The 19717-nt window shown below is 31.5% G+C and carries 23 protein-coding genes and 1 pseudogene; 21 read left to right on the top strand and 3 right to left on the bottom strand.

Annotated features, from left to right (window positions below; genetic code table 11):
- Positions 1-74: 74 nt before the first annotated feature.
- Together N524_RS0100440 and N524_RS0100445 are read right to left on the bottom strand one after the other, a co-directional pair.
- Positions 75-473: a ribonuclease HI family protein gene (locus tag N524_RS0100440; RefSeq protein WP_029055345.1), complete on the bottom strand. Its 399-nt coding sequence runs from the start codon at positions 471-473 to the stop codon at positions 75-77.
- Between the two features lie 175 nt (positions 474-648).
- Positions 649-1353: a queuosine precursor transporter gene (locus tag N524_RS0100445; protein ID WP_017638021.1), complete on the bottom strand. Its 705-nt coding sequence runs from the start codon at positions 1351-1353 to the stop codon at positions 649-651.
- A gap of 260 nt (positions 1354-1613) precedes the next feature.
- On the opposite strand from N524_RS0100445, the gene N524_RS13080 reads away from it, so the two are divergent.
- The 17 genes from N524_RS13080 (at position 1614) to N524_RS0100525 (ending at position 13231) form a co-directional block, all read left to right on the top strand.
- A complete protein-coding gene (locus tag N524_RS13080; RefSeq protein WP_081581220.1) occupies positions 1614-1799 on the top strand; it encodes a zinc-finger domain-containing protein in 186 nt (61 codons plus the stop codon).
- A 12-nt stretch (positions 1800-1811) separates the two neighbouring features.
- On the top strand, positions 1812-2066 hold the full coding sequence (locus N524_RS0100450; RefSeq protein ID WP_017638020.1) for a NifU N-terminal domain-containing protein: 255 nt from the start codon (positions 1812-1814) through the stop codon (positions 2064-2066).
- Between the two features lie 30 nt (positions 2067-2096).
- Complete coding sequence (locus N524_RS0100455; protein WP_029055346.1) at positions 2097-3212, top strand: conserved virulence factor C family protein; 1116 nt, start codon at positions 2097-2099, stop codon at positions 3210-3212.
- Positions 3213-3237: 25 nt separating this feature from the next.
- Positions 3238-3681, top strand: a complete 444-nt coding sequence (gene brxA, locus N524_RS0100460; RefSeq protein WP_029055347.1) for a bacilliredoxin BrxA — start codon at positions 3238-3240, stop codon at positions 3679-3681.
- A gap of 216 nt (positions 3682-3897) precedes the next feature.
- Positions 3898-4854: a thymidylate synthase gene (locus N524_RS0100465; RefSeq protein WP_017638017.1), complete on the top strand. Its 957-nt coding sequence runs from the start codon at positions 3898-3900 to the stop codon at positions 4852-4854.
- A 166-nt stretch (positions 4855-5020) separates the two neighbouring features.
- Positions 5021-5503: a dihydrofolate reductase gene (locus N524_RS0100470; protein ID WP_017638016.1), complete on the top strand. Its 483-nt coding sequence runs from the start codon at positions 5021-5023 to the stop codon at positions 5501-5503.
- An 11-nt stretch (positions 5504-5514) separates the two neighbouring features.
- Positions 5515-6357 carry a DegV family protein gene (locus tag N524_RS0100475; RefSeq protein WP_017638015.1) on the top strand — a complete coding sequence of 281 codons (843 nt, stop codon included), beginning with the start codon at positions 5515-5517 and terminating at the stop codon, positions 6355-6357.
- A gap of 96 nt (positions 6358-6453) precedes the next feature.
- Positions 6454-6981: a peptide-methionine (S)-S-oxide reductase MsrA gene (gene msrA, locus N524_RS0100480; RefSeq protein ID WP_029055348.1), complete on the top strand. Its 528-nt coding sequence runs from the start codon at positions 6454-6456 to the stop codon at positions 6979-6981.
- Positions 6974-7402, top strand: a complete 429-nt coding sequence (gene msrB / locus N524_RS0100485; RefSeq protein ID WP_017638013.1) for a peptide-methionine (R)-S-oxide reductase MsrB — start codon at positions 6974-6976, stop codon at positions 7400-7402. The genes msrA and msrB overlap by 8 nt, the downstream gene beginning before the upstream one ends.
- Positions 7403-7414: 12 nt before the next feature.
- Positions 7415-7915, top strand: a complete 501-nt coding sequence (locus N524_RS0100490) for a PTS sugar transporter subunit IIA (protein WP_017638012.1) — start codon at positions 7415-7417, stop codon at positions 7913-7915.
- Positions 7915-8136 (top strand): YozE family protein, encoded by a 222-nt coding sequence (locus tag N524_RS0100495; RefSeq protein ID WP_017638011.1) that lies wholly within the window; start codon positions 7915-7917, stop codon positions 8134-8136. Before N524_RS0100490 ends, N524_RS0100495 begins: the two co-directional genes overlap by 1 nt.
- Before the next feature lie 294 nt (positions 8137-8430).
- Positions 8431-9864 carry a S41 family peptidase gene (locus tag N524_RS0100500; RefSeq protein WP_231460172.1) on the top strand — a complete coding sequence of 478 codons (1434 nt, stop codon included), beginning with the start codon at positions 8431-8433 and terminating at the stop codon, positions 9862-9864.
- Positions 9865-9946: 82 nt separating this feature from the next.
- A complete protein-coding gene (locus N524_RS0100505; RefSeq protein ID WP_017638009.1) occupies positions 9947-10450 on the top strand; it encodes a GNAT family N-acetyltransferase in 504 nt (167 codons plus the stop codon).
- Between the two features lie 17 nt (positions 10451-10467).
- The gene (locus N524_RS0100510; protein WP_029055350.1) at positions 10468-11541 is read left to right on the top strand and encodes an undecaprenyldiphospho-muramoylpentapeptide beta-N-acetylglucosaminyltransferase; all 1074 of its coding nucleotides are present in this window, start codon (positions 10468-10470) and stop codon (positions 11539-11541) included.
- A gap of 13 nt (positions 11542-11554) precedes the next feature.
- Positions 11555-12163: a phosphatase PAP2 family protein gene (locus tag N524_RS0100515; RefSeq protein WP_029055351.1), complete on the top strand. Its 609-nt coding sequence runs from the start codon at positions 11555-11557 to the stop codon at positions 12161-12163.
- Positions 12164-12279: 116 nt separating this feature from the next.
- Complete coding sequence (locus tag N524_RS0100520; RefSeq protein ID WP_029055352.1) at positions 12280-12618, top strand: winged helix-turn-helix transcriptional regulator; 339 nt, start codon at positions 12280-12282, stop codon at positions 12616-12618.
- A 115-nt stretch (positions 12619-12733) separates the two neighbouring features.
- Positions 12734-13231, top strand: a complete 498-nt coding sequence (locus tag N524_RS0100525; RefSeq protein WP_029055353.1) for a hypothetical protein — start codon at positions 12734-12736, stop codon at positions 13229-13231.
- 89 nt (positions 13232-13320) lie between these two features.
- Here the strand turns inward: N524_RS0100525 and N524_RS0100530 are convergent, their stop codons facing one another.
- Complete coding sequence (locus N524_RS0100530) at positions 13321-13641, bottom strand: antibiotic biosynthesis monooxygenase family protein (protein ID WP_017638004.1); 321 nt, start codon at positions 13639-13641, stop codon at positions 13321-13323.
- A gap of 534 nt (positions 13642-14175) precedes the next feature.
- On the opposite strand from N524_RS0100530, the pseudogene N524_RS13630 reads away from it, so the two are divergent.
- The 4 genes and pseudogenes from N524_RS13630 to N524_RS0100550 all read left to right on the top strand — a co-directional run.
- Positions 14176-14259: pseudogene (locus N524_RS13630) on the top strand (hypothetical protein); the annotation flags it as partial.
- A 393-nt stretch (positions 14260-14652) separates the two neighbouring features.
- On the top strand, positions 14653-15312 hold the full coding sequence (locus tag N524_RS0100540; RefSeq protein ID WP_017638002.1) for a response regulator transcription factor: 660 nt from the start codon (positions 14653-14655) through the stop codon (positions 15310-15312).
- Positions 15309-16667 carry a HAMP domain-containing sensor histidine kinase gene (locus tag N524_RS0100545; RefSeq protein WP_017638001.1) on the top strand — a complete coding sequence of 453 codons (1359 nt, stop codon included), beginning with the start codon at positions 15309-15311 and terminating at the stop codon, positions 16665-16667. The genes N524_RS0100540 and N524_RS0100545 overlap by 4 nt, the downstream gene beginning before the upstream one ends.
- Positions 16668-16902: 235 nt before the next feature.
- The gene (locus N524_RS0100550) at positions 16903-19707 is read left to right on the top strand and encodes a 2-oxoglutarate dehydrogenase E1 component (RefSeq protein ID WP_029055354.1); all 2805 of its coding nucleotides are present in this window, start codon (positions 16903-16905) and stop codon (positions 19705-19707) included.
- The last annotated feature ends 10 nt before the right edge of the window (positions 19708-19717 follow it).

A 19717-nucleotide genomic window follows, 5' to 3' on the forward strand; every position in this document is an offset into this window, starting at 1 on the left:
CAATAAATTTATCCTAATTCTTCAAATAGAAGGAGCACCGATTGAATATTCATCAATCGGTGCTCCTCTTTTTACTATTTACGCTTTAACAATTTAAATAAAGCCTGTTGTGCATGTTGGTTAGCTTCTTTATTTTGTTCTCTAGGAACCCATTTTACAAACAATAACTCAAAATCTCTTTCCAATAATTCTAATTGTTCAAAATAGGGTTTAAATTTAGCATTTTTAATATATCCCGCATCAACACTATCCGCTATCAACTTCGAATCTGTGTATAGAAGGGCATTACTTACTTTTAGTTCTCTTGCATGTTCCAATGCATGAATGCACGCTGCCCATTCAGCACTATGATTATCCATTTCACCTAATTCATGAGTGAAAATATGATGTTGATCATCTTCTTTAATGACGATAGCACAAGTACTCATTCCAGGATTACCTTTTGTCGCTGCGTCAAAATTAATTTTTGCCATTTTCACACCTGCTTATATCAAAATTCCTTACAATCTAAATCATAATATCTATTTTAATCAAAAGAACAGTAATTTAAAAATACTTCAATTAAAAACATCAAATTATGGATTTATATAAATAAAAAACACGCTTCAACTCAATTATAAATTAAGTAAAGCGTGTGGCCACTATATATTAATAACCTTCATCCAATTTACTAATTTTACCTTTACGATAAAATGATTTCGCAATATAGCCAAATGGCACATTGAAAATAGTAGATACAAGTTTTAATACATATGTTGTTATGAATATTTCAAATACTGCCATACCAGGTAAACTTCCGATAAATGCGATAGATACGAAAAGGGCAGTATCAATGATAGAACTAATTACAGTACTACCATATGCTCTTATAATAAATGTTTTATCAGAACTAAATATTTTTTTAATTAGTGAGAAGATAAACACATCTATATGTTGTCCGATAATATATGCAACGATTGAACCTAATGCAATTCGTGGTACGACATCAAAAATGGCATGAAATGCGCTTTGAGCTGTGTCTTCTGGAGCAGGGATGAAATGTAATGACATTTGCATGACAATAATCATAACTAATGTTGAAGAAAATCCTAACCACACTGCGCGTTTAGCTACCTTTCTTCCATAAATATCATTCAATATATCAGTAGCCAAATAAATAGACGCAAACATGACATTACCTAAAGTAGCTGAAATACCAAATATTTCTACAGTTTTGATGACTTGAATATTAGCAATAATTGTACCAATTGCTACCCAAGCTATTAAACCATGTTTACCAAACAATCGATACATCACTACCATTAAAATAAACGTTACTAAAAACGTAGCTATTCCAAAAATTTCATTATACATATACTTTTCCTCCTAAATTTTGTTAATGCGGGTGTTTAGAAACCGCTAAAATAACTTAACCATTTTACTTGAAAAATGTTACTAATGCAATACGTAACGTTAATTAAATTTGTGGTTCTTAATAGCAAATTGATTATTGTTAATCCATCCATAATAAATGCTATAATGTTTACATGTGAATGATTGAGGTAGTATTAAAAACTAAATGTATCTCTTTATTTGCGACATAATAAACGCTATAGCTAAAGGGAGTTGAGAATATACTTACTTATTCCGAACAACAAGCTATAAATCGAATTGATCAATTATTGACTACGTATTGTCATCAATGTCCATTAAAGTCGCATATAAGAAAGACTGAAAATAAGACGCAGGCACATCATTTTTGTATCAATGAATGTTCAATTGGTAAACAAATCAAACAAATTGGAAACGAACTTCAATAGGAGGTAGTTAATATGGAAATTGTTTCAATTTCAGAAACACCAAACCACAACACTATGAAAATCACTTTAAATGAATCACGTGAAGATATGAAATCAAATACTTATACAGAAGCTCAAGAAGGGCAACCTGAATTCATCAATGCATTATTCGACATCGACGGTGTGAAATCTATTTTTTACGTTATGGATTTCATCTCTGTAGATAAAGAGGATCAAGCTGATTGGAATACACTTATTCCTCAAATTGAAGATAAATTCAACCAATAATTAAATTAAATTTCATGGAGGGACACATTTATGGAAATTTTACGTGTAGAACCTACACCGAGTCCTAATACTATGAAAATTGTTCTATCTGAAAAGAGGCAAGATAATAAATCAAATACTTATACTGAGGTAAACGAACAACAACCTCAATTTATTAATGATTTATTAAATCTTGAAGGTGTTAAGTCTATTTTCCATGTTATGGATTTTCTAGCTATAGATAAACAACCTAAAGCCGATTGGGAGAATGTTTTGCCATTAATTACATCTACTCTAAATAATGAAAAAAATGAGAATCAAGAGTATCAACCAGATGAACATTATGGCGAGATTAAGGCAGAAGCATTAATGTTTAAGGGTATACCATATCAAATTAAATTATCAACTCAGCAAGATGAAAAACGTAAACAATTGCCAGAGTTTTATGTAGACAATATGCTAAAAGCTCAAAAAGATAATGATAATGTCGTTTTTCTAAGAAAATGGGAAAATTTAGGCATACGATATGGCGACATAGATGAAGTCATGGATGACGTTTATGAAGAAATATTAGCGTTATACCCAGCGTCAAGAATAGAACAATTAGTTAACGAAGCACTAGAAACAGATATTGTTATCCCCGAAAGTCATTATAAACATGTAACATTAGCTGAATTTCAACAAGCTTCTGATTGGAAAGAAAAATTACGTATGCTTAAAGCATTTCCAACGCCGACTTTTGACGATATTCCTTTATTAGATTATGCATTAAATGAGGAAAAGATTCCGCTTCGTCGTGAGGCTGTAGTTTTACTAGGTATGGTTGAGGATAAAGACATTTTACCTTATATTTATAAAGGGTTACACGATAAGAGTCCTGCCGTACGACGAACTGCAGGGGATTGTTTAAGTGACTTAGGTTATAAAGAAGCACTTCCAGAAATGGAAAAAGCACTAGATGACCCTCAAAAAATCGTTCGTTGGAGAGCTGCTATGTTTATTTTTGATGAAGGAAACGAGCAACAGCTAGATAGCTTAAAAGCACATGCTAATGATCCAGCGTATGAAGTTAAATTACAAATTGAAATGGCCATTTCTAGAATAGAAAATGGGGATGAAGCCCTAGGATCAGTTTGGAAACAAATCGCTAATAGAAATAAATCCTAATAATTACTAAAAGGAGCATAAAATTATGAATGCCTATGATCAATATATGAAAGAACTTGCACAACAAATGCGTTCTGAACTTACAGATCATCAGTTTGAAAGTTTAGAATCTAGTGAATCAGTAAATCAATATATGAATAATGTAAATGAAGACGATACAACATTTGTTGTTATTAATTCTACTTGTGGTTGTGCAGCAGGTTTAGCACGCCCAGCAGCAGTAGCAGTTGCTGAACAAAATGAAGCTAAACCAACTCATAAAGTAACTGTCTTTGCAGGACAAGATAAAGAAGCTACTGAAACAATGCGTGAATATATTCAACAAGTACCTTCAAGTCCTTCATTCGCATTATTTAAAGGACAAAATCTCGTTCATTTCATGCCTAGAGAACATATCGAAGGTAGAGATATTAACGATATCGCAATGGATTTAAAAGATGCATTCGACGATTATTGTGAAACAAAATAATGCTGATTAGAGTGATACGGGAGGCTCATATTAATTTGAGTGTCCTGTATCGCTTTTTTATTAATAAGAAAAATTGACCCTTCATTAATTTTATCAAATATCTTGTTTCATACTTTTTTATGCGTCTAATTACAAGTATAATAATATTAATGTGACTATTGAAAGATAATAGGATTCCACTTCATTACATAAAATATAGAAAGGATGTATACAACCATGTTCAATTCATTCGACGCAGCATATCACGGTCTTTGTGAAGAAATCTTAGACATTGGAAATCAACGAGATGATCGTACACATACAGGCACAATTTCAAAATTTGGTCATCAACTAAGATTTGATTTATCCAAAGGCTTTCCTTTATTAACGACTAAGAAAGTTTCGTTTAAACTTGTAGCTACAGAATTATTATGGTTTATCAAAGGGGATACAAATATCCAATATTTATTAAAATACAATAATAATATTTGGAATGAATGGGCTTTTGAAAATTATGTTAATTCTAATGATTATCATGGTCCAGATATGACAAATTTTGGCCATCGTTCATTACAAGATAGTGATTTTAACGAATTATATAAAGTTGAAATGAAGAAATTCAAAGAGAAAATTTTAACTGATGATACGTTCGCACAAAAATATGGTGATTTAGGAAATGTATACGGTAAACAATGGAGAGATTGGGAAGATAAAGATGGCAACCATTTTGATCAACTTAAAACTGTTATCGAGCAAATTAAACAAAATCCTAATTCACGCCGTCATATCGTTTCAGCTTGGAACCCAACTGAAATCGATACAATGGCATTACCTCCGTGTCATACGATGTTCCAATTCTATGTACAAGATGGAAAATTAAGTTGTCAATTATATCAACGTAGTGCAGATATCTTTTTAGGTGTTCCATTTAATATTGCAAGCTATGCCTTACTTACTCATTTAATAGCTAAAGAATGCGGTTTAGAGGTTGGGGAATTTGTCCATACTTTTGGTGATGCACATATTTATTCAAATCATATGGATGCTGTACAAGAACAACTTTCTCGTGATAGTTTCAATCCACCTCAAATCAAAATTAACTCAGATAAATCTATTTTTGATATCGACTATGAAGACATAGAATTAATTAACTATGAGTCTCATCCAGCTATCAAGGCACCAATTGCAGTATAATTTTTAAATTAATCTTAATATTGATAAGTATTTTACAAATTTTCAAATTTATCTTTAGAAAACTTCCTTAAATACTACCTAATAGTAACGAATTGTATTCAATTTATGTTACATTTAATTTATGAAATCGATACACTAATGCCCACATATCAAGGAGGACAATGAAATGACATTATCTATTTTAGTCGCACATGATCAACAAAGAGTCATAGGTTATCAAAATCAATTACCATGGCATCTTCCTAATGATCTTAAACATGTTAAACAATTATCTACAGGTCATACATTAGTTATGGGAAGAAAAACATATGAATCTATAGGCAAACCTTTACCTAATAGACGTAACGTTGTTTTGACTAATAATAAGTCATTTCATCCTGAAGGTGTGGACGTTATTCACTCTTTTGAAGAAATAAAAGATTTAACAGGTCATGTGTTTATATTCGGTGGCCAAACTTTGTTTGAAGAAATGATTGATAAAGTAGACGATATGTATATAACTGTGGTTAATGGTAAGTTTCAAGGAGATACTTTCTTTCCTCGTTATACTTTTGAAGATTGGGAAGTTGAGTCCTCAGTTGAAGGCGAACTAGACGAAAAAAATACTATTCCACATACATTTTTACATTTAATAAGGAAAAAATCATAGGGGGACTATTTATGGTTAAGCAAGTTATCGTTACAGATTCTACTTCAGATTTACCTCAAAGTTATTTAAAAGAAAACGCAATCCATGTCATCCCATTAAATCTTACAATTAATGGTAAATCTTATGTTGACCAAGTTGACATTACATCTTCGGAATATATTGACTATTTAGAACAAGATGCTGATGTTAAAACAAGTCAGGCTTCTATCGGTGAAATAATTAACGTTTATGAAAAACTTGGGAAAGATGATGTAGAAATTATTAGCATACATTTATCTTCTGGTTTAAGCGGTATGTATAATACAGCTTACCAAGCTAGTCAAATGGTAGATGCTAATGTCACTGTAATTGATTCCAAATCTATTTCTAACGGTCTAGCTTATCAAATTAAACATATCGTTGAACTTATCGAAGAAGGTACGTCAACATCTGATATTGTTGATAGTGTTAAAAAGTTGCAAGACAACACTAAGTTATTTGTAGTAATTGGCCAATTAAATCAATTAATTAAAGGTGGACGTATAAGTAAAACTAAAGGACTTATAGGTAATATCATGAAAATCAAACCTATAGGTACGCTCAATGATGGTAAATTGGAACTCGTTCACAACGCTCGAACACAAAACACTAGTATCAATTATTTAAAAAAAGAAATTTCTGAATTCATTGAAAATCATAAACTTAAATCAGTAGGTATTACTCACGCAAATGCCATGGATTTTGTAGATAAAGTTAAAAATACATTTACAGAAGCTTTTAATTTCCATAATTATGATGTAAATGTTACAACACCTGTCATTTCAACACATACAGGTAAAGGCGCTATTGGATTGGTTGTTGTTCGCGAAAACTAATCCAATATATAGATATTTATAAACTTTTGAGCGTTTATCTTTATTTCTTTAATATAATATCGTAAATTATTAACAAAATAGGAAGGAGGCAATCAAATGGCTTATGCAACGTTAGCTGGAGGTTGTTTTTGGTGTATGGTAAAACCATTCACATCATATCCTGGTATTAAATCAGTTGTTTCTGGATATAGTGGTGGCCATGTAGAAAATCCTACTTATGAGCAAGTATGTACTAATCAAACTGGTCATGTAGAAGCTGTGCAAATTACCTATGATCCTGAAATAACTTCATTTGAAAATATTTTAGATGTTTACTTCAAAACATTTGATCCTACAGACGATGGGGGTCAGTTTTTCGACCGTGGTGAAAGTTATCAACCTATCATTTTTTACCATGACGAAGAACAACGTAAAGCTGCAATACTGAAGAAACAACAAATTGATGAACAAGGTATTTTTAAGAAACCTGTTATTACTCCAGTTAAACCATATAAAAACTTCTATCTTGCAGAAGACTATCATCAAGATTACTATAAGAAAAATCCTGAACATTACGAACAATATCAACGAGGTTCAGGCAGAAAAGCATTTATAGAATCACATTGGGGGTCTCAACATGATTAAGAAGAATAAAGATGAACTAAATGATATGGAGTATCTTGTTACACAAGAAAATGGGACAGAACCTCCATTTCAAAATGAATATTGGAATCATTTTGAAAAAGGTATATATGTCGATAAATTGTCTGGCAAACCATTATTCACTTCAGAAGAGAAATTCGAATCTGATTGTGGTTGGCCTAGCTTTTCGAAAGCAATCGACGATGAAGAAATTATCGAGCTAGTAGATAAAACGTTTGGTATGGTTAGAACCGAAGTACGTTCTGAAGATGCAAATAGTCATTTAGGACATGTATTTAACGATGGCCCTAAAGATAAAGGCGGTTTAAGATATTGTATCAATTCAGCATCAATTCAATTTATACCATATGACAAATTAGAAGAATTAGGTTACGGTGACTTAATACAACACTTTGAGAAATAGGAGTGGAACAAAATGTTTAAAAAATTATTCGGTAAAAGTAAAGAAGTAGATAAAAATATTCAAGTTTATTCACCATTATCAGGTGAATACGTTAAAATCGAAGACATTCCAGACCCAGTATTTGCTCAGAAAATGATGGGCGAAGGATTTGGTATTAACCCAACAGAGGGTACTGTGGTATCACCAATCGAAGGTACAGTAGATAATGTTTTCCCTACAAAACATGCTATTGGTCTAAAAGCTGAAAATGGACTTGAATTATTAGTTCATATCGGATTAGATACTGTTCAATTAGACGGTGAAGGTTTTGAAGTATTAGTAGATAGTGGTGACAATGTTAAAGTTGGAGATCCAATTATCAAATTCGATGTTGAATACATTAAAAATAATGCAAAATCAGTTATTTCTCCTGTAATTATTACTAATTCTGATCAAGCAGCATCAATTCATTTTGATGATGTTCAAGCAGCAGTTAAAGGTGAAACAAAAGTCATTGATGTGACAATGAACTAATGAAAAATTATTCATTTTATCAGTTCGCTATGACAGTTAGAGGTAGAAAAGATGATAAAGGGAAATTGGCTGAACAAATATTTGAAGATTTAGCATTCCCACGCCATGAGAATGATTTCAACGAACTATCTGAATATATCGAAACTCATGGTGATTTTACTCTATCTATGTCAGTCTTCGATGATTTATATGAAGAATATACTGAATGGCTTAAATTTTAATAATTATGTATTTATCGCCTGTGACAATAGAATTTTGTTACAGGCTTATTTTAAATTCTTTTTAACTTTATCATGTTATATTTCAGTTGATTTTGAAGAATAATCCATACATACTGTAAGTATCATTTTGAAAGCAAATGATTAAATGTATTAAATTGAATTTAAAATAAAGATAAAGTTATCATAAAGATGTTTCACTCAAAGACATCAAATTGAATTGTCGCCATTTTTAAAAGGAGTGATTATGTGACTAATAATAAAGACGATCAAACGACAGATGAGCAACAAAATTCAATACAAAATAAGAAGAAAGATAAACCAAAAAAACAAATTAATCTTAAATTATGGCAACTGATTACATTACTAATTGGTATTATCGTTATAACTGCGGCTATTACCGTTGCAACAACAATACTAATTAGTCATCAAATGAGTGGTTTAAATAAGGAACAACGTGCAAATTTACATAAGATTGAATATGTGTATAAAACTTTAAATAAAGATTATTATAAAAAACAAAAATCTGACAAACTATCACAAGCAGCTATAGACGGTATGGTTAAAGAATTAAAAGATCCTTATTCAGAATATATGACTAAAGAACAAACGAAATCATTCAATGAAGGTGTGTCCGGTGATTTTGTCGGTATAGGCGCTGAAATGCAAAAGAAAAACGATCAAATTAGTATTACTAGCCCTATGAAAGGCTCCCCAGCGGAAAAAGCAGGGATCAAACCGAAAGATGTTGTTACAAAAGTTAATCATAAATCAATAAAGAATAAGCCACTAGATGAAGTCGTCAAAATGGTTAGAGGTAAAAAAGGAACAAAAGTAGTCTTAACGATTAAACGAGGCTCAGTAGAAAAAGATATTTCAATTAAACGTGATACTATTCATGTTAAAAGTGTTGAATATGAGAAGAAAGATAATGTTGGCGTAATCACAATTAATAAATTCCAAAACAATACTTCTGGCGAACTTAAAAATGCTGTCAAGAAAGCACACAAACAAGGTGTACGAGATATTGTTTTAGATTTACGTAACAATCCAGGTGGGTTATTAGATGAGGCTGTGAAAATGGCAAATATTTTCATAGATAAAGACAAAACCGTTGTCCAACTTCAAAAAGGTGATGACAAACAACAACTTAAAACAGAAAATGACCCATTAAAAGAAGCTAAAGACATGAAAGTTTCAATCCTAATTAATGAAGGTTCAGCAAGTGCATCAGAAGTATTCACTGGCGCACTCAAAGATTATCACAAAGCTAAAGTCTATGGTTCTAAATCATTTGGTAAAGGTATTGTTCAAACAACACGTGAATTTGATGATGGTTCACTATTGAAATATACAGAAATGAAATGGTTAACACCTGATGGCCATTATATTCATGGTAAAGGTATTCAACCAGATGTAAAAATAGAAACTCCAAAATATCAATCTCTAAATGTCATACCTAATAAGAAAACATATAAAATCGGTGATGAAAGCAAGCATGTTAAAACAATGAAAATTGGGTTAACTGCATTAGGATTCAAAGTTGATAACGAATCTAAAACATTTGATTCAAGCTTAGAATCGGCTATTAAGAAATTCCAAGAAGACAACAATTTAAAAGTAACAGGTGAATTTGATAAAGAAACAAATGATAAATTCACTCTAAAATTAGTCGAAAAATCTAATAAAAATGACACAGTTTTAGATAAATTAATCAAGAAGTTGAAATAAGTTTAAAAAGATGAAAATATGTGAATTAAATGATGAAAGCTTTTTAACCTATAACTATAAATACAAAGAGGTGTTTTAGATTATGATTAGATTAGCAACAAAAAATGATCTTTCAAGTATTGAGAATTTAGTAGAAGAAGCAAAAGAAATTATGGAGAAATTCAACAATAATCAGTGGGATGACAAATACCCTGTCACTGAACATTTTGAAGAAGATATCGAATCTGAAACACTTTATGTATTAGATGTTGATAATGAAATTTATGGTTTTATTGTCATCGACCAAAATCAATCAGAATGGTATGATGAACTAGAATGGCCTATTGATCGTAAAGGGGCATATGTGATACACCGTTTAGCTGGTTCTCAGTCTTATAAAGGTGCTGCTACTGAATTATTCCAATTTGCAGTAGATATGACAGAAGAGCACGGTGTTCATGTCATTTTGACTGATACATTTGCACTTAATAAACCAGCTCAAGGATTATTCGAAAAATTTGGCTTTACAAAAGTGGGCGAAGCCGAAATTGATTATCATCCTTTCGATCGCGGTGCACCATTTTACGCATATTATAAAAACATATAAGAATAGAGGTTATATTTATGACTAAAATCGCATTTACAGGTGGAGGAACAGTTGGACACGTTTCAGTTAACTTAAGTCTGATTCCAACTGCAACAGACAAAGGCGATGAAGCTTTTTATATTGGATCAAAATCTGGAATAGAAAGGGAAATGATTGAATCTCAATTACCAAATATTCCATATTATCCAATTTCTAGTGGTAAATTACGACGCTATTTATCATTTGATAATGCTAAAGACATCTTTAAAGTTTTAAAAGGTGTTTTAGATGCTCGCAAAATTCTAAAAAAACAAAAGCCAGATTTATTATTTTCTAAAGGTGGGTTTGTTTCTGTACCAGTAGTGATTGCAGCTCGTTCTTTAAAAATTCCTACAATCATTCATGAGTCAGATTTAACACCAGGTTTAGCCAATAAAATTGCATTGAAATTTGCTAAAAAAATCTATACAACATTTGAAGATACATTAAATTACTTACCTAAAGACAAAGCAGACTTTGTTGGCGCAACAGTACGTGAAGATTTAAAACAAGGTGATAAACAACGTGGTTACCAATTAACTGATTTTAAACAAGACAAAAAAGTGTTACTTGTTATGGGTGGTAGTTTAGGAAGTAAAAAATTAAATGACGCTATAAGAGAAAATTTAGAAGCTTTATTACAACTATATCAAGTTATTCATCTTACAGGTAAAGGATTAGTAGATAATTCAATAAATAAAGAGGGATATATACAGTTTGAATTTGTTAAAGATGATTTAACTGATTTATTAGCTATTACTGATACTGTTGTCAGTCGTGCAGGTTCAAATGCAATATATGAATTTTTAACATTAAGAATACCAATGTTATTAATTCCTTTAGGTTTAGATCAATCCCGTGGTGATCAAATAGATAATGCGAAAAACTTCGAAACTAAAGGTTATGGTCGAGCTATTCCTGAAGATGAACTTACACAAGTAAGATTGATACAAGAACTTAACCATATCGAATCTAACCGTGATGACATCATTAAACAAATGCAAACTTACAAAGAAAGTTACACTAAAGAAGATATATACGATAAAATTATCAAAGATGCTTTGAATCAATAGGGGGAATATTGCAATGAGTCGATTAAAACGAATTTCATTACTTATCATTTTTACTTTGATATTCGGTATCATTGCATTCTTTCACGAATCTCGATTAGGTAAGTGGATTGATAATGAAGTATATGAGTTCATTTATGCCTCAGAAAGCTTCATCACTACATCTATTATGTTAGGTGCAACAAAACTCGGTGAAGTTTGGGCAATGGTATGTTTATCTTTAATACTAATCGCTTATTTAATGTTAAAACGTTTAAGAATAGAAACACTCTTTTTTGTAATTGTGATGAGTTTATCTAGTATTTTAAACCCTGTATTAAAAAACATCTTTGATAGAGAAAGACCAACGTTATTACGTTTAATCGATATTACTGGTTTTAGTTTCCCAAGCGGTCATGCAATGGGATCTACTTCTTATTTTGGTAGTATCATTTATATTCTTAATAGAACTGATTCAGGTTTATCTAAAGGCGTACTTATTGGCTTAGCAGCCTCACTAATATTAATGGTGTCAACATCTCGTGTATACTTAGGCGTACATTATCCAACAGACATTATCGCTGGTATTATAGGCGGAGCCTTTAGTATTGTTTTATCAACATTGATCTTAAACAATAAATTATAAAGCACTTAAATTTGAAGAGATACTATTTTACTTAGAGGGGCATATATCTAAATTAACATTAGATATATTCCTCTCATTTTTCTATATATGTATATAACTAAGAAAGGAGCGAAAAGATGACACATAAAACATATAACTGTCCAGTAGAAGCAGTAATTAGTTTAATTGGTGGAAAATATAAACCTATTATATTGTGGTACCTCCTAAATAATACTTTACGTTTTAATGAAATCCAACGATTACTACCTCAAGCTTCTCCAAAAATGTTAAGTCAACAGCTTAAAGAACTACAAAAAGAAGGGTTCATTGAAAAGGTCATTTACCCAGAAGTACCTCCTAAAACAGAATATTATATGACAGACTACGGAAAAACATTGGAACATATTTTAAATGAAATGTGTAATTGGGGAGAGGAGTTTATGGGAGATTATATTGTTAAGCCAACAGATAGTTAGTATCTATTAATCCATACTTACCTTTTGGATACTATCTTACATTAAAGTGCGTTCTTCTCAAGTTAAATATGTAATGCTACTATTAATTAAAATCAATTGGGAAGGAATGACTTAAATGTTAAATGAAATTAAATGGCCAGAAAAATGGTTACCAGGTACAACAGATAATTTTGCTTCAAATGAAATCATCGTTAAAGATTTATCATTTGATAATGTTATAGAGAGTTTATTAAACACTTCTAAATGGGAAAATTACTATTCAAATAGTAGCGATATTTATATGTATAATCAAGATTCTCCAGTTTTAAAACAAAATACACGTTTTAAATTTAAAACATTCGGTTTTGATATAGAAGCTGAAGTTGAAGAATGTATGGTTGAAGATAATATTGCAAGAATCGCATGGCATGGCTGGAATAATGCAACAGGTGATGAATTCTTAGATGTTTATCATGCTTGGCTTATTGAAAAATTATCCCATAACAGACTAAGAATTTTAACTCAAGAATCACAAATTGGTAAACCAGCGAAAGACATGGCTAGTGACAACACTTATCCTATGATTAATGGACATCAGGAATGGATAACTACATTAGCTAACTTTTCAATGTAATATATTAATATCATAAAGAATAGAGCATTAAGATGATTGAAATCAAAGTCATCTTAATGCTTTTTTTTTAATATCATTCACTATAGATTTTAATCAAAAAGTTCATACTGTTTTAGAGTTTTTTCTATTTTATTTTTGAGACTGTCTTGTTGCTCTTTTTCTTCTTTTCTCATTTTTTTATGTTCTTCAACATGACTTGGTCTGGACACCCAATTTTGGAATGATTTTTTCTCATCCCATTTTGATACAATAGAATATTCTATTTTTGATTTTGTTTCATTTTTCCATACTTCAGCATCAATTAAACCTTCGAATCCTTCAAAATCAGATTTCGCATTTTCGGCTTTTTTTAATAAAACTTCTTTTGCAGATTCATCTGATGTAGAAAAAGTAACTTGTGCAATAAACATTTAAAAATCCCTCCAATAGATTTATCGTATCAATTAATTGAAATACATTATCAATTATAATCAACTTTTACAGAATTCTCTAACGATTGAATTCTAATAACTCTTCGGTTCGCATGAGCTTTCCTCATGCATAACTCCCTCTAACGAATAAATTCGTAAGGTTTCTAGGTTCGCATGAGCCTTACTCATGCATAACTCCCTCTAACGAATAAATTCGTAGGGTCTTCGGTTCGCATGAGCTTTTCTCATGCATAACTCCCTCTAATGAATCAATTCGTAAGTTTTCTCAGTTCGCATGAGTTTCCTCATGCATAACTCCCTCTAACGAATCAATTCGTAAGGTTTCTCGGTTCGCATGAGCTTTCCTCATGCATAACTCCCTCTAACGAATCAATTCGTAAGAGGGAGTAAAAAAAGTAGTAAACCTCAAGTGTCTAAAGGTTTACTACTTTATTTGAACGTCGTCTCCAACGTTAGTCTTTTACGGGCATATAAAAGGGGATTATGAAAATGACCAATACATAAGAACGAAATATATGTGGGGGGAAAGTTCTTTTTGGTATTGATAATCATTTTCAATTATTATTATACACGACTGAGAATCGTTGTCAATTAGAATACTGAAAATTTTATGATTTATTATTAAAAGGATTAAGAAATCCCTCAACCAAAGCATTTTTGGTTAAATATCCCTACAAAAATAGTTCTCAATACTGATAATAACACCATTGAAAGTATGATAAAATTTAGTTAACAACATAACTCGTTATGACAATACATAATAATGCGTTGAACTCTTTCAATTTACCTAAGATTATTACGTTTTAAAGTAGGATGTATAAACAATACTTTTATATTTTACTTAATAACAAAAGACATTGAAATGAGGCCACTTTGACATAAACAAAAATAATCACATTAACTTTTACATATTTATTAATTTATGATACATATTTATAACATACAAAATATTTATTTCAAACATATATAGTCATATTAAGAGGTGCAAAAATGACAAATATTTTATTAGTAGAAGATGAACAAAATTTAGCTCGGTTTATCGAACTTGAATTAACACATGAAAATTATCAAGTTGATATTGAAAATGATGGTGCCACTGGTCTCGAAAAAGCACTAAATAAAACATATGATCTTATTATCTTAGATTTGATGTTACCAAACATTAATGGACTTGAGATATGTAGACAAATTCGTCAAGAACAAACCATACCTATAATTATTATTACAGCTAAAAGTGATACTTATGATAAAGTCGCTGGACTGGATTATGGCGCCGATGATTATATTGTTAAACCATTTGATATTGAAGAATTACTTGCTCGTATTAGAGCAATTCTGCGACGCCAACCTCAAAAGGATACTATTAATATTAATGGTATTGTTTTAGATAAAGAAGCATTCGAAGTAACAGTTGATGGTACACAACTCGACTTAACTAAAACTGAATATGATTTATTTTATATCCTGGCAGAAAATAGAAATCACGTATTACAACGTGAACAAATATTAGATCATGTTTGGGGTTATAATTCTGAAGTTGAAACCAATGTAGTAGATGTTTATATCAGGTATTTAAGAAATAAACTCAAACCTTTTGGTAAAGATAAAGTGATTGAAACCGTTCGCGGTGTTGGGTACGTGATACGATGATGAAACAACGAAAACTCAAATACAAATGGATGTTAATTACAACTTTAATTACGTTTGTCACAATTGTTCTATTTTGTTTAATCATCATCTTTTTTCTGAAAGAAGCACTACATAATAGTGAATTAGATGAAGCAGAGAAAAGTTCCAATGACATTATCAATTTATTACACTCTAAGCCACCAGAAGATATATCTGCACTAGACTTAAACGCGTCACTAGAGAATTTTCAAGAAGTGTCTATATTTGATGATAAAGGTAAAAAATTACTTCAAACAACTAGTGAAAATTTACCTACAATACCTTCAAATGTAGGACTATCACATCCAGAACGTGTAAAAGTCGTTAATTATAAAGGCGTTGACTACTTAGTCATCACCGAACGCATTCATTCCAAAAAGTTCGATGGTTATAGTATATTGGTTCATTCATTAGAAAGTTATGAACATCTTGTTCAATCTTTATATATTGTTGCAATAGCATTTGGTTTAATTGCGACATTTGTCACAGCTATGGTGAGTTACATTTTCTCATCTCAAATTACAAAACCAATTGTCACAATGTCTAATAAGATGAATCAAATTCGACGTGATGGCTTCCAAAACAAACTAGAACTAACTACCAATTACGAAGAAACAGATAATCTAATATGCACATTTAATGAAATGATGTTTCATATTGAAGAATCTTTTAATCAGCAACGTCAATTTGTGGAAGATGCGTCTCATGAACTTAGAACGCCACTACAAATTATCCAAGGTCATTTAAACTTGATTCAAAGATGGGGGAAAAAAGATCCTGCAGTATTAGAAGAATCTCTTAATATTTCACTTGAAGAAATGAATCGTATTACTAAACTTGTAGAAGAATTACTTTTATTAACAAAAGATAATGTAAATAGCGGACAATCTCAAGAAGAACTTGTAGATATTAATTCTGAAATATTATCTAGAGTTAAATCTTTAAAACAATTACATCCTGATTATACTTTCGATATCGATTTAGATGAGAAACCGATTAAACTTCAAATGAATCGACATCAATTTGAGCAACTCATTTTAATTTTTATTGATAATGCGATGAAATATGATAATGAAAATAAATATATCCAAATACGCACTCAATTAAAAAATAAACAAACGAGTATTGAAATCACTGACCATGGTCTTGGTATTCCTAAACAAGATTTAGAATTTATATTCGACCGTTTCTACCGTGTTGATAAATCACGTGCACGTAGTCAAGGTGGTAATGGCTTAGGCTTATCAATTGCTGATAAAATTGTTCAATTAAATGGTGGATTCATTCAAGTCGAAAGTGAAGTCAATCAATTTACAACCTTTAGAATTATCTTCTAAAAACAAATCATTAAACGTTGACTTTATATCATTGATTTTTATATTTAACTATTTAAATTCAAAATGTATATTAAGCAACCGTTCACCCAATCAATTCATATATTTCAATTAATTCAGAACCAAAATTATCTTGGTTCTGTTTTTTTACAATAATAGGTAAATCCACTTTAACAAAATTTGAAATAATGCTATTATTGTGTTGTAAGCGTTTCAACATTTTTGTGGAGGGTGTAATATGACAAAGGACAAGAGAGAAGTTACAGAGGCACCTGTAAACTTCGGCGCAAATCTAGGGTTAATGCTAGATTTATATGATGATTATCTACAAGATCCTTCATCAGTACCCGAAGATTTACAAGTCCTATTTAGTACAATTCAAACAGGGGAAGCTCATATCGAGGCTAAACCAGCCGCAAATGGCGGTGGTTCACAATCTGGTGACAGCACAATTAAACGTGTCATGAGATTAATCGATAATATTAGACAATACGGACATTTAAAAGCAGATATTTATCCAGTCAATCCTCCAGAGCGTAAACATATTCCTAAATTAGAAATAGAAGATTTCGATTTAGACCAAGCCACTTTGGAAAACATTTCAGCTGGAATCGTATCAGAACATTTTACTGATATTTACGATAATGCTTATGAAGCCATTGTTCGTATGGAAAAAAGATACAAAGGACCAATTGCGTTTGAATACACGCATATTAATAATAATAAAGAGCGTGTATGGTTAAAACGCCGTATCGAAACACCTTACAAAGCTACATTAAATAATCAACAAAAAACAGAATTATTTAACAAATTAGCTCATGTAGAAGGATTCGAAAAATATCTACACAAAAACTTTGTAGGTGCTAAACGTTTTTCAATCGAAGGTGTTGATACGTTAGTTCCAATGTTACAACAAACAATCACTCGTGCTGGTGAAGAAGGTATTACTAATATTCAAATTGGTATGGCACACCGTGGTCGATTAAATGTATTGACTCACGTTTTAGAAAAACCTTATGAAATGATGATTTCAGAATTCATGCATACTGATCCAATGAAGTTCTTACCAGAAGACGGTAGTTTAGAACTAACAGCTGGTTGGACAGGCGATGTTAAATATCACTTAGGCGGTATTAAAACAACTGACTCATACGGTATTGAACAACGAATTGCTCTAGCAAATAATCCAAGTCATTTGGAAATTGTAGCACCCGTTGTTGAAGGTCGTACGCGTGCTGCCCAAGATAATACTCAACAAGCCGGTGCACCACAAACTGACTTCCATAGAGCGATGCCAATTATTATTCATGGTGATGCTGCATATCCAGGTCAAGGTATTAACTTTGAAACAATGAACTTAGGAGATCTTGAAGGTTATTCTACAGGTGGTTCATTGCACATCGTTACAAATAATAGAATTGGTTTCACTACTGAACCAACAGATGGTCGCTCAACAACATATTCTACTGACGTTGCAAAAGGCTATGACGTGCCAATTTTACATGTTAATGCTGATGACGTAGAAGCAACAATCGAAGCGATTGATATTGCAATGGAATTCCGTAAAGAATTCCACAAAGATGTCGTAATTGATTTAGTTGGTTACAGACGTTATGGACATAATGAAATGGATGAACCATCTATCACAAATCCATTACCATATCACAATATCCGCAAGCATGATTCTGTAGAACTTGTTTATGGTAAGAAATTAGTCGAAGAAGGCATTATCAGTGAAGACGAAATGAATCAAATCATTGATAACGTTCAAAAAGAAATGCGTGCAGCGCATGACAAAATCGACAAATCAGATAAAATGGATAATCCAGATATGGAAAAACCTGAGGCATTACAACAACCATTGCAAAGTGATGATAAAGAATTCTCATTCGATCACTTAAAAGAAATCAATGATGCAATGTTAACTTATCCTGAAGGTTTCAACGTTCTGAAAAAACTAAATAAAGTTCTTGAAAAACGTAGAGAACCATTTGAAAAAGAAGATGGCTTAGTTGATTGGGCTCAAGCTGAACAACTTGCTTTTGCTACAATTTTACAAGATGGAACGTCAATTCGATTAACTGGTCAAGATAGTGAAAGAGGTACATTCAGTCACCGTCATGCGGTACTACACGATGAAGAAAATGGGGACACATATACTCCGTTACATCATGTACCTGACCAAAAAGCGACATTCGACATTCATAATTCACCATTATCAGAAGCAGCAGTTGTAGGTTTCGAATATGGTTATAATATTGAAAATAAAGGTAGCTTTAATATTTGGGAAGCACAATACGGGGACTTCTCAAACATGGCTCAAATGATGTTTGATAACTTCTTATCAAGCGCACGTGCAAAATGGGGCGAACGTTCAGGTTTAACATTGTTCTTACCACATTCTTATGAAGGACAAGGTCCAGAACATTCATCAGCACGTCTTGAAAGATTTTTACAACTTGCAGCTGAAAATAACAGTACTGTAGTTAATTTATCAAGTGCAAGTAACTACTTCCATTTATTACGTGCACAAGCAGCAAGTTTAGATTCTGAAGAAATGAGACCATTGATTGTAATGTCACCTAAAAGTTTATTACGTAATAAAACAGTGGCTAAACCAATTAATGAGTTTACATCTGGTGGTTTCCAACCAGTTCTTGCTGAAGAATATGATGCAAATAAAGTGAAAAAAGTTATTTTAGCGTCAGGTAAAGTATTTATAGACTTAAAAGAATATTTAGCTAAAAATCCAGATGAGTCTGTATTACTTGTAGCTGTCGAAAGATTATATCCATTCCCAGAAGATGAAATTAAAGCTATTTTCGATGAATTACCAAACCTTGAGACAGTGTCTTGGGTACAAGAAGAACCTAAAAACCAAGGTGCATGGTTATTCGTTTATCCATACCTTAAATCACTTGTTGGCGATAAATATAATTTAAGTTATCATGGAAGAATCCAAAGGGCAGCACCAGCTGAAGGTGACGGTGAAATCCACAAACTTGTTCAAAATAATATTATTGAAAGTAGCATTACTAAATAAATAGGGGGAA

The organism is Staphylococcus sp. URHA0057 (assembly GCF_000620265.1).
Taxonomy (GTDB): Bacteria; Bacillota; Bacilli; order Staphylococcales; family Staphylococcaceae; genus Staphylococcus; species Staphylococcus pasteuri.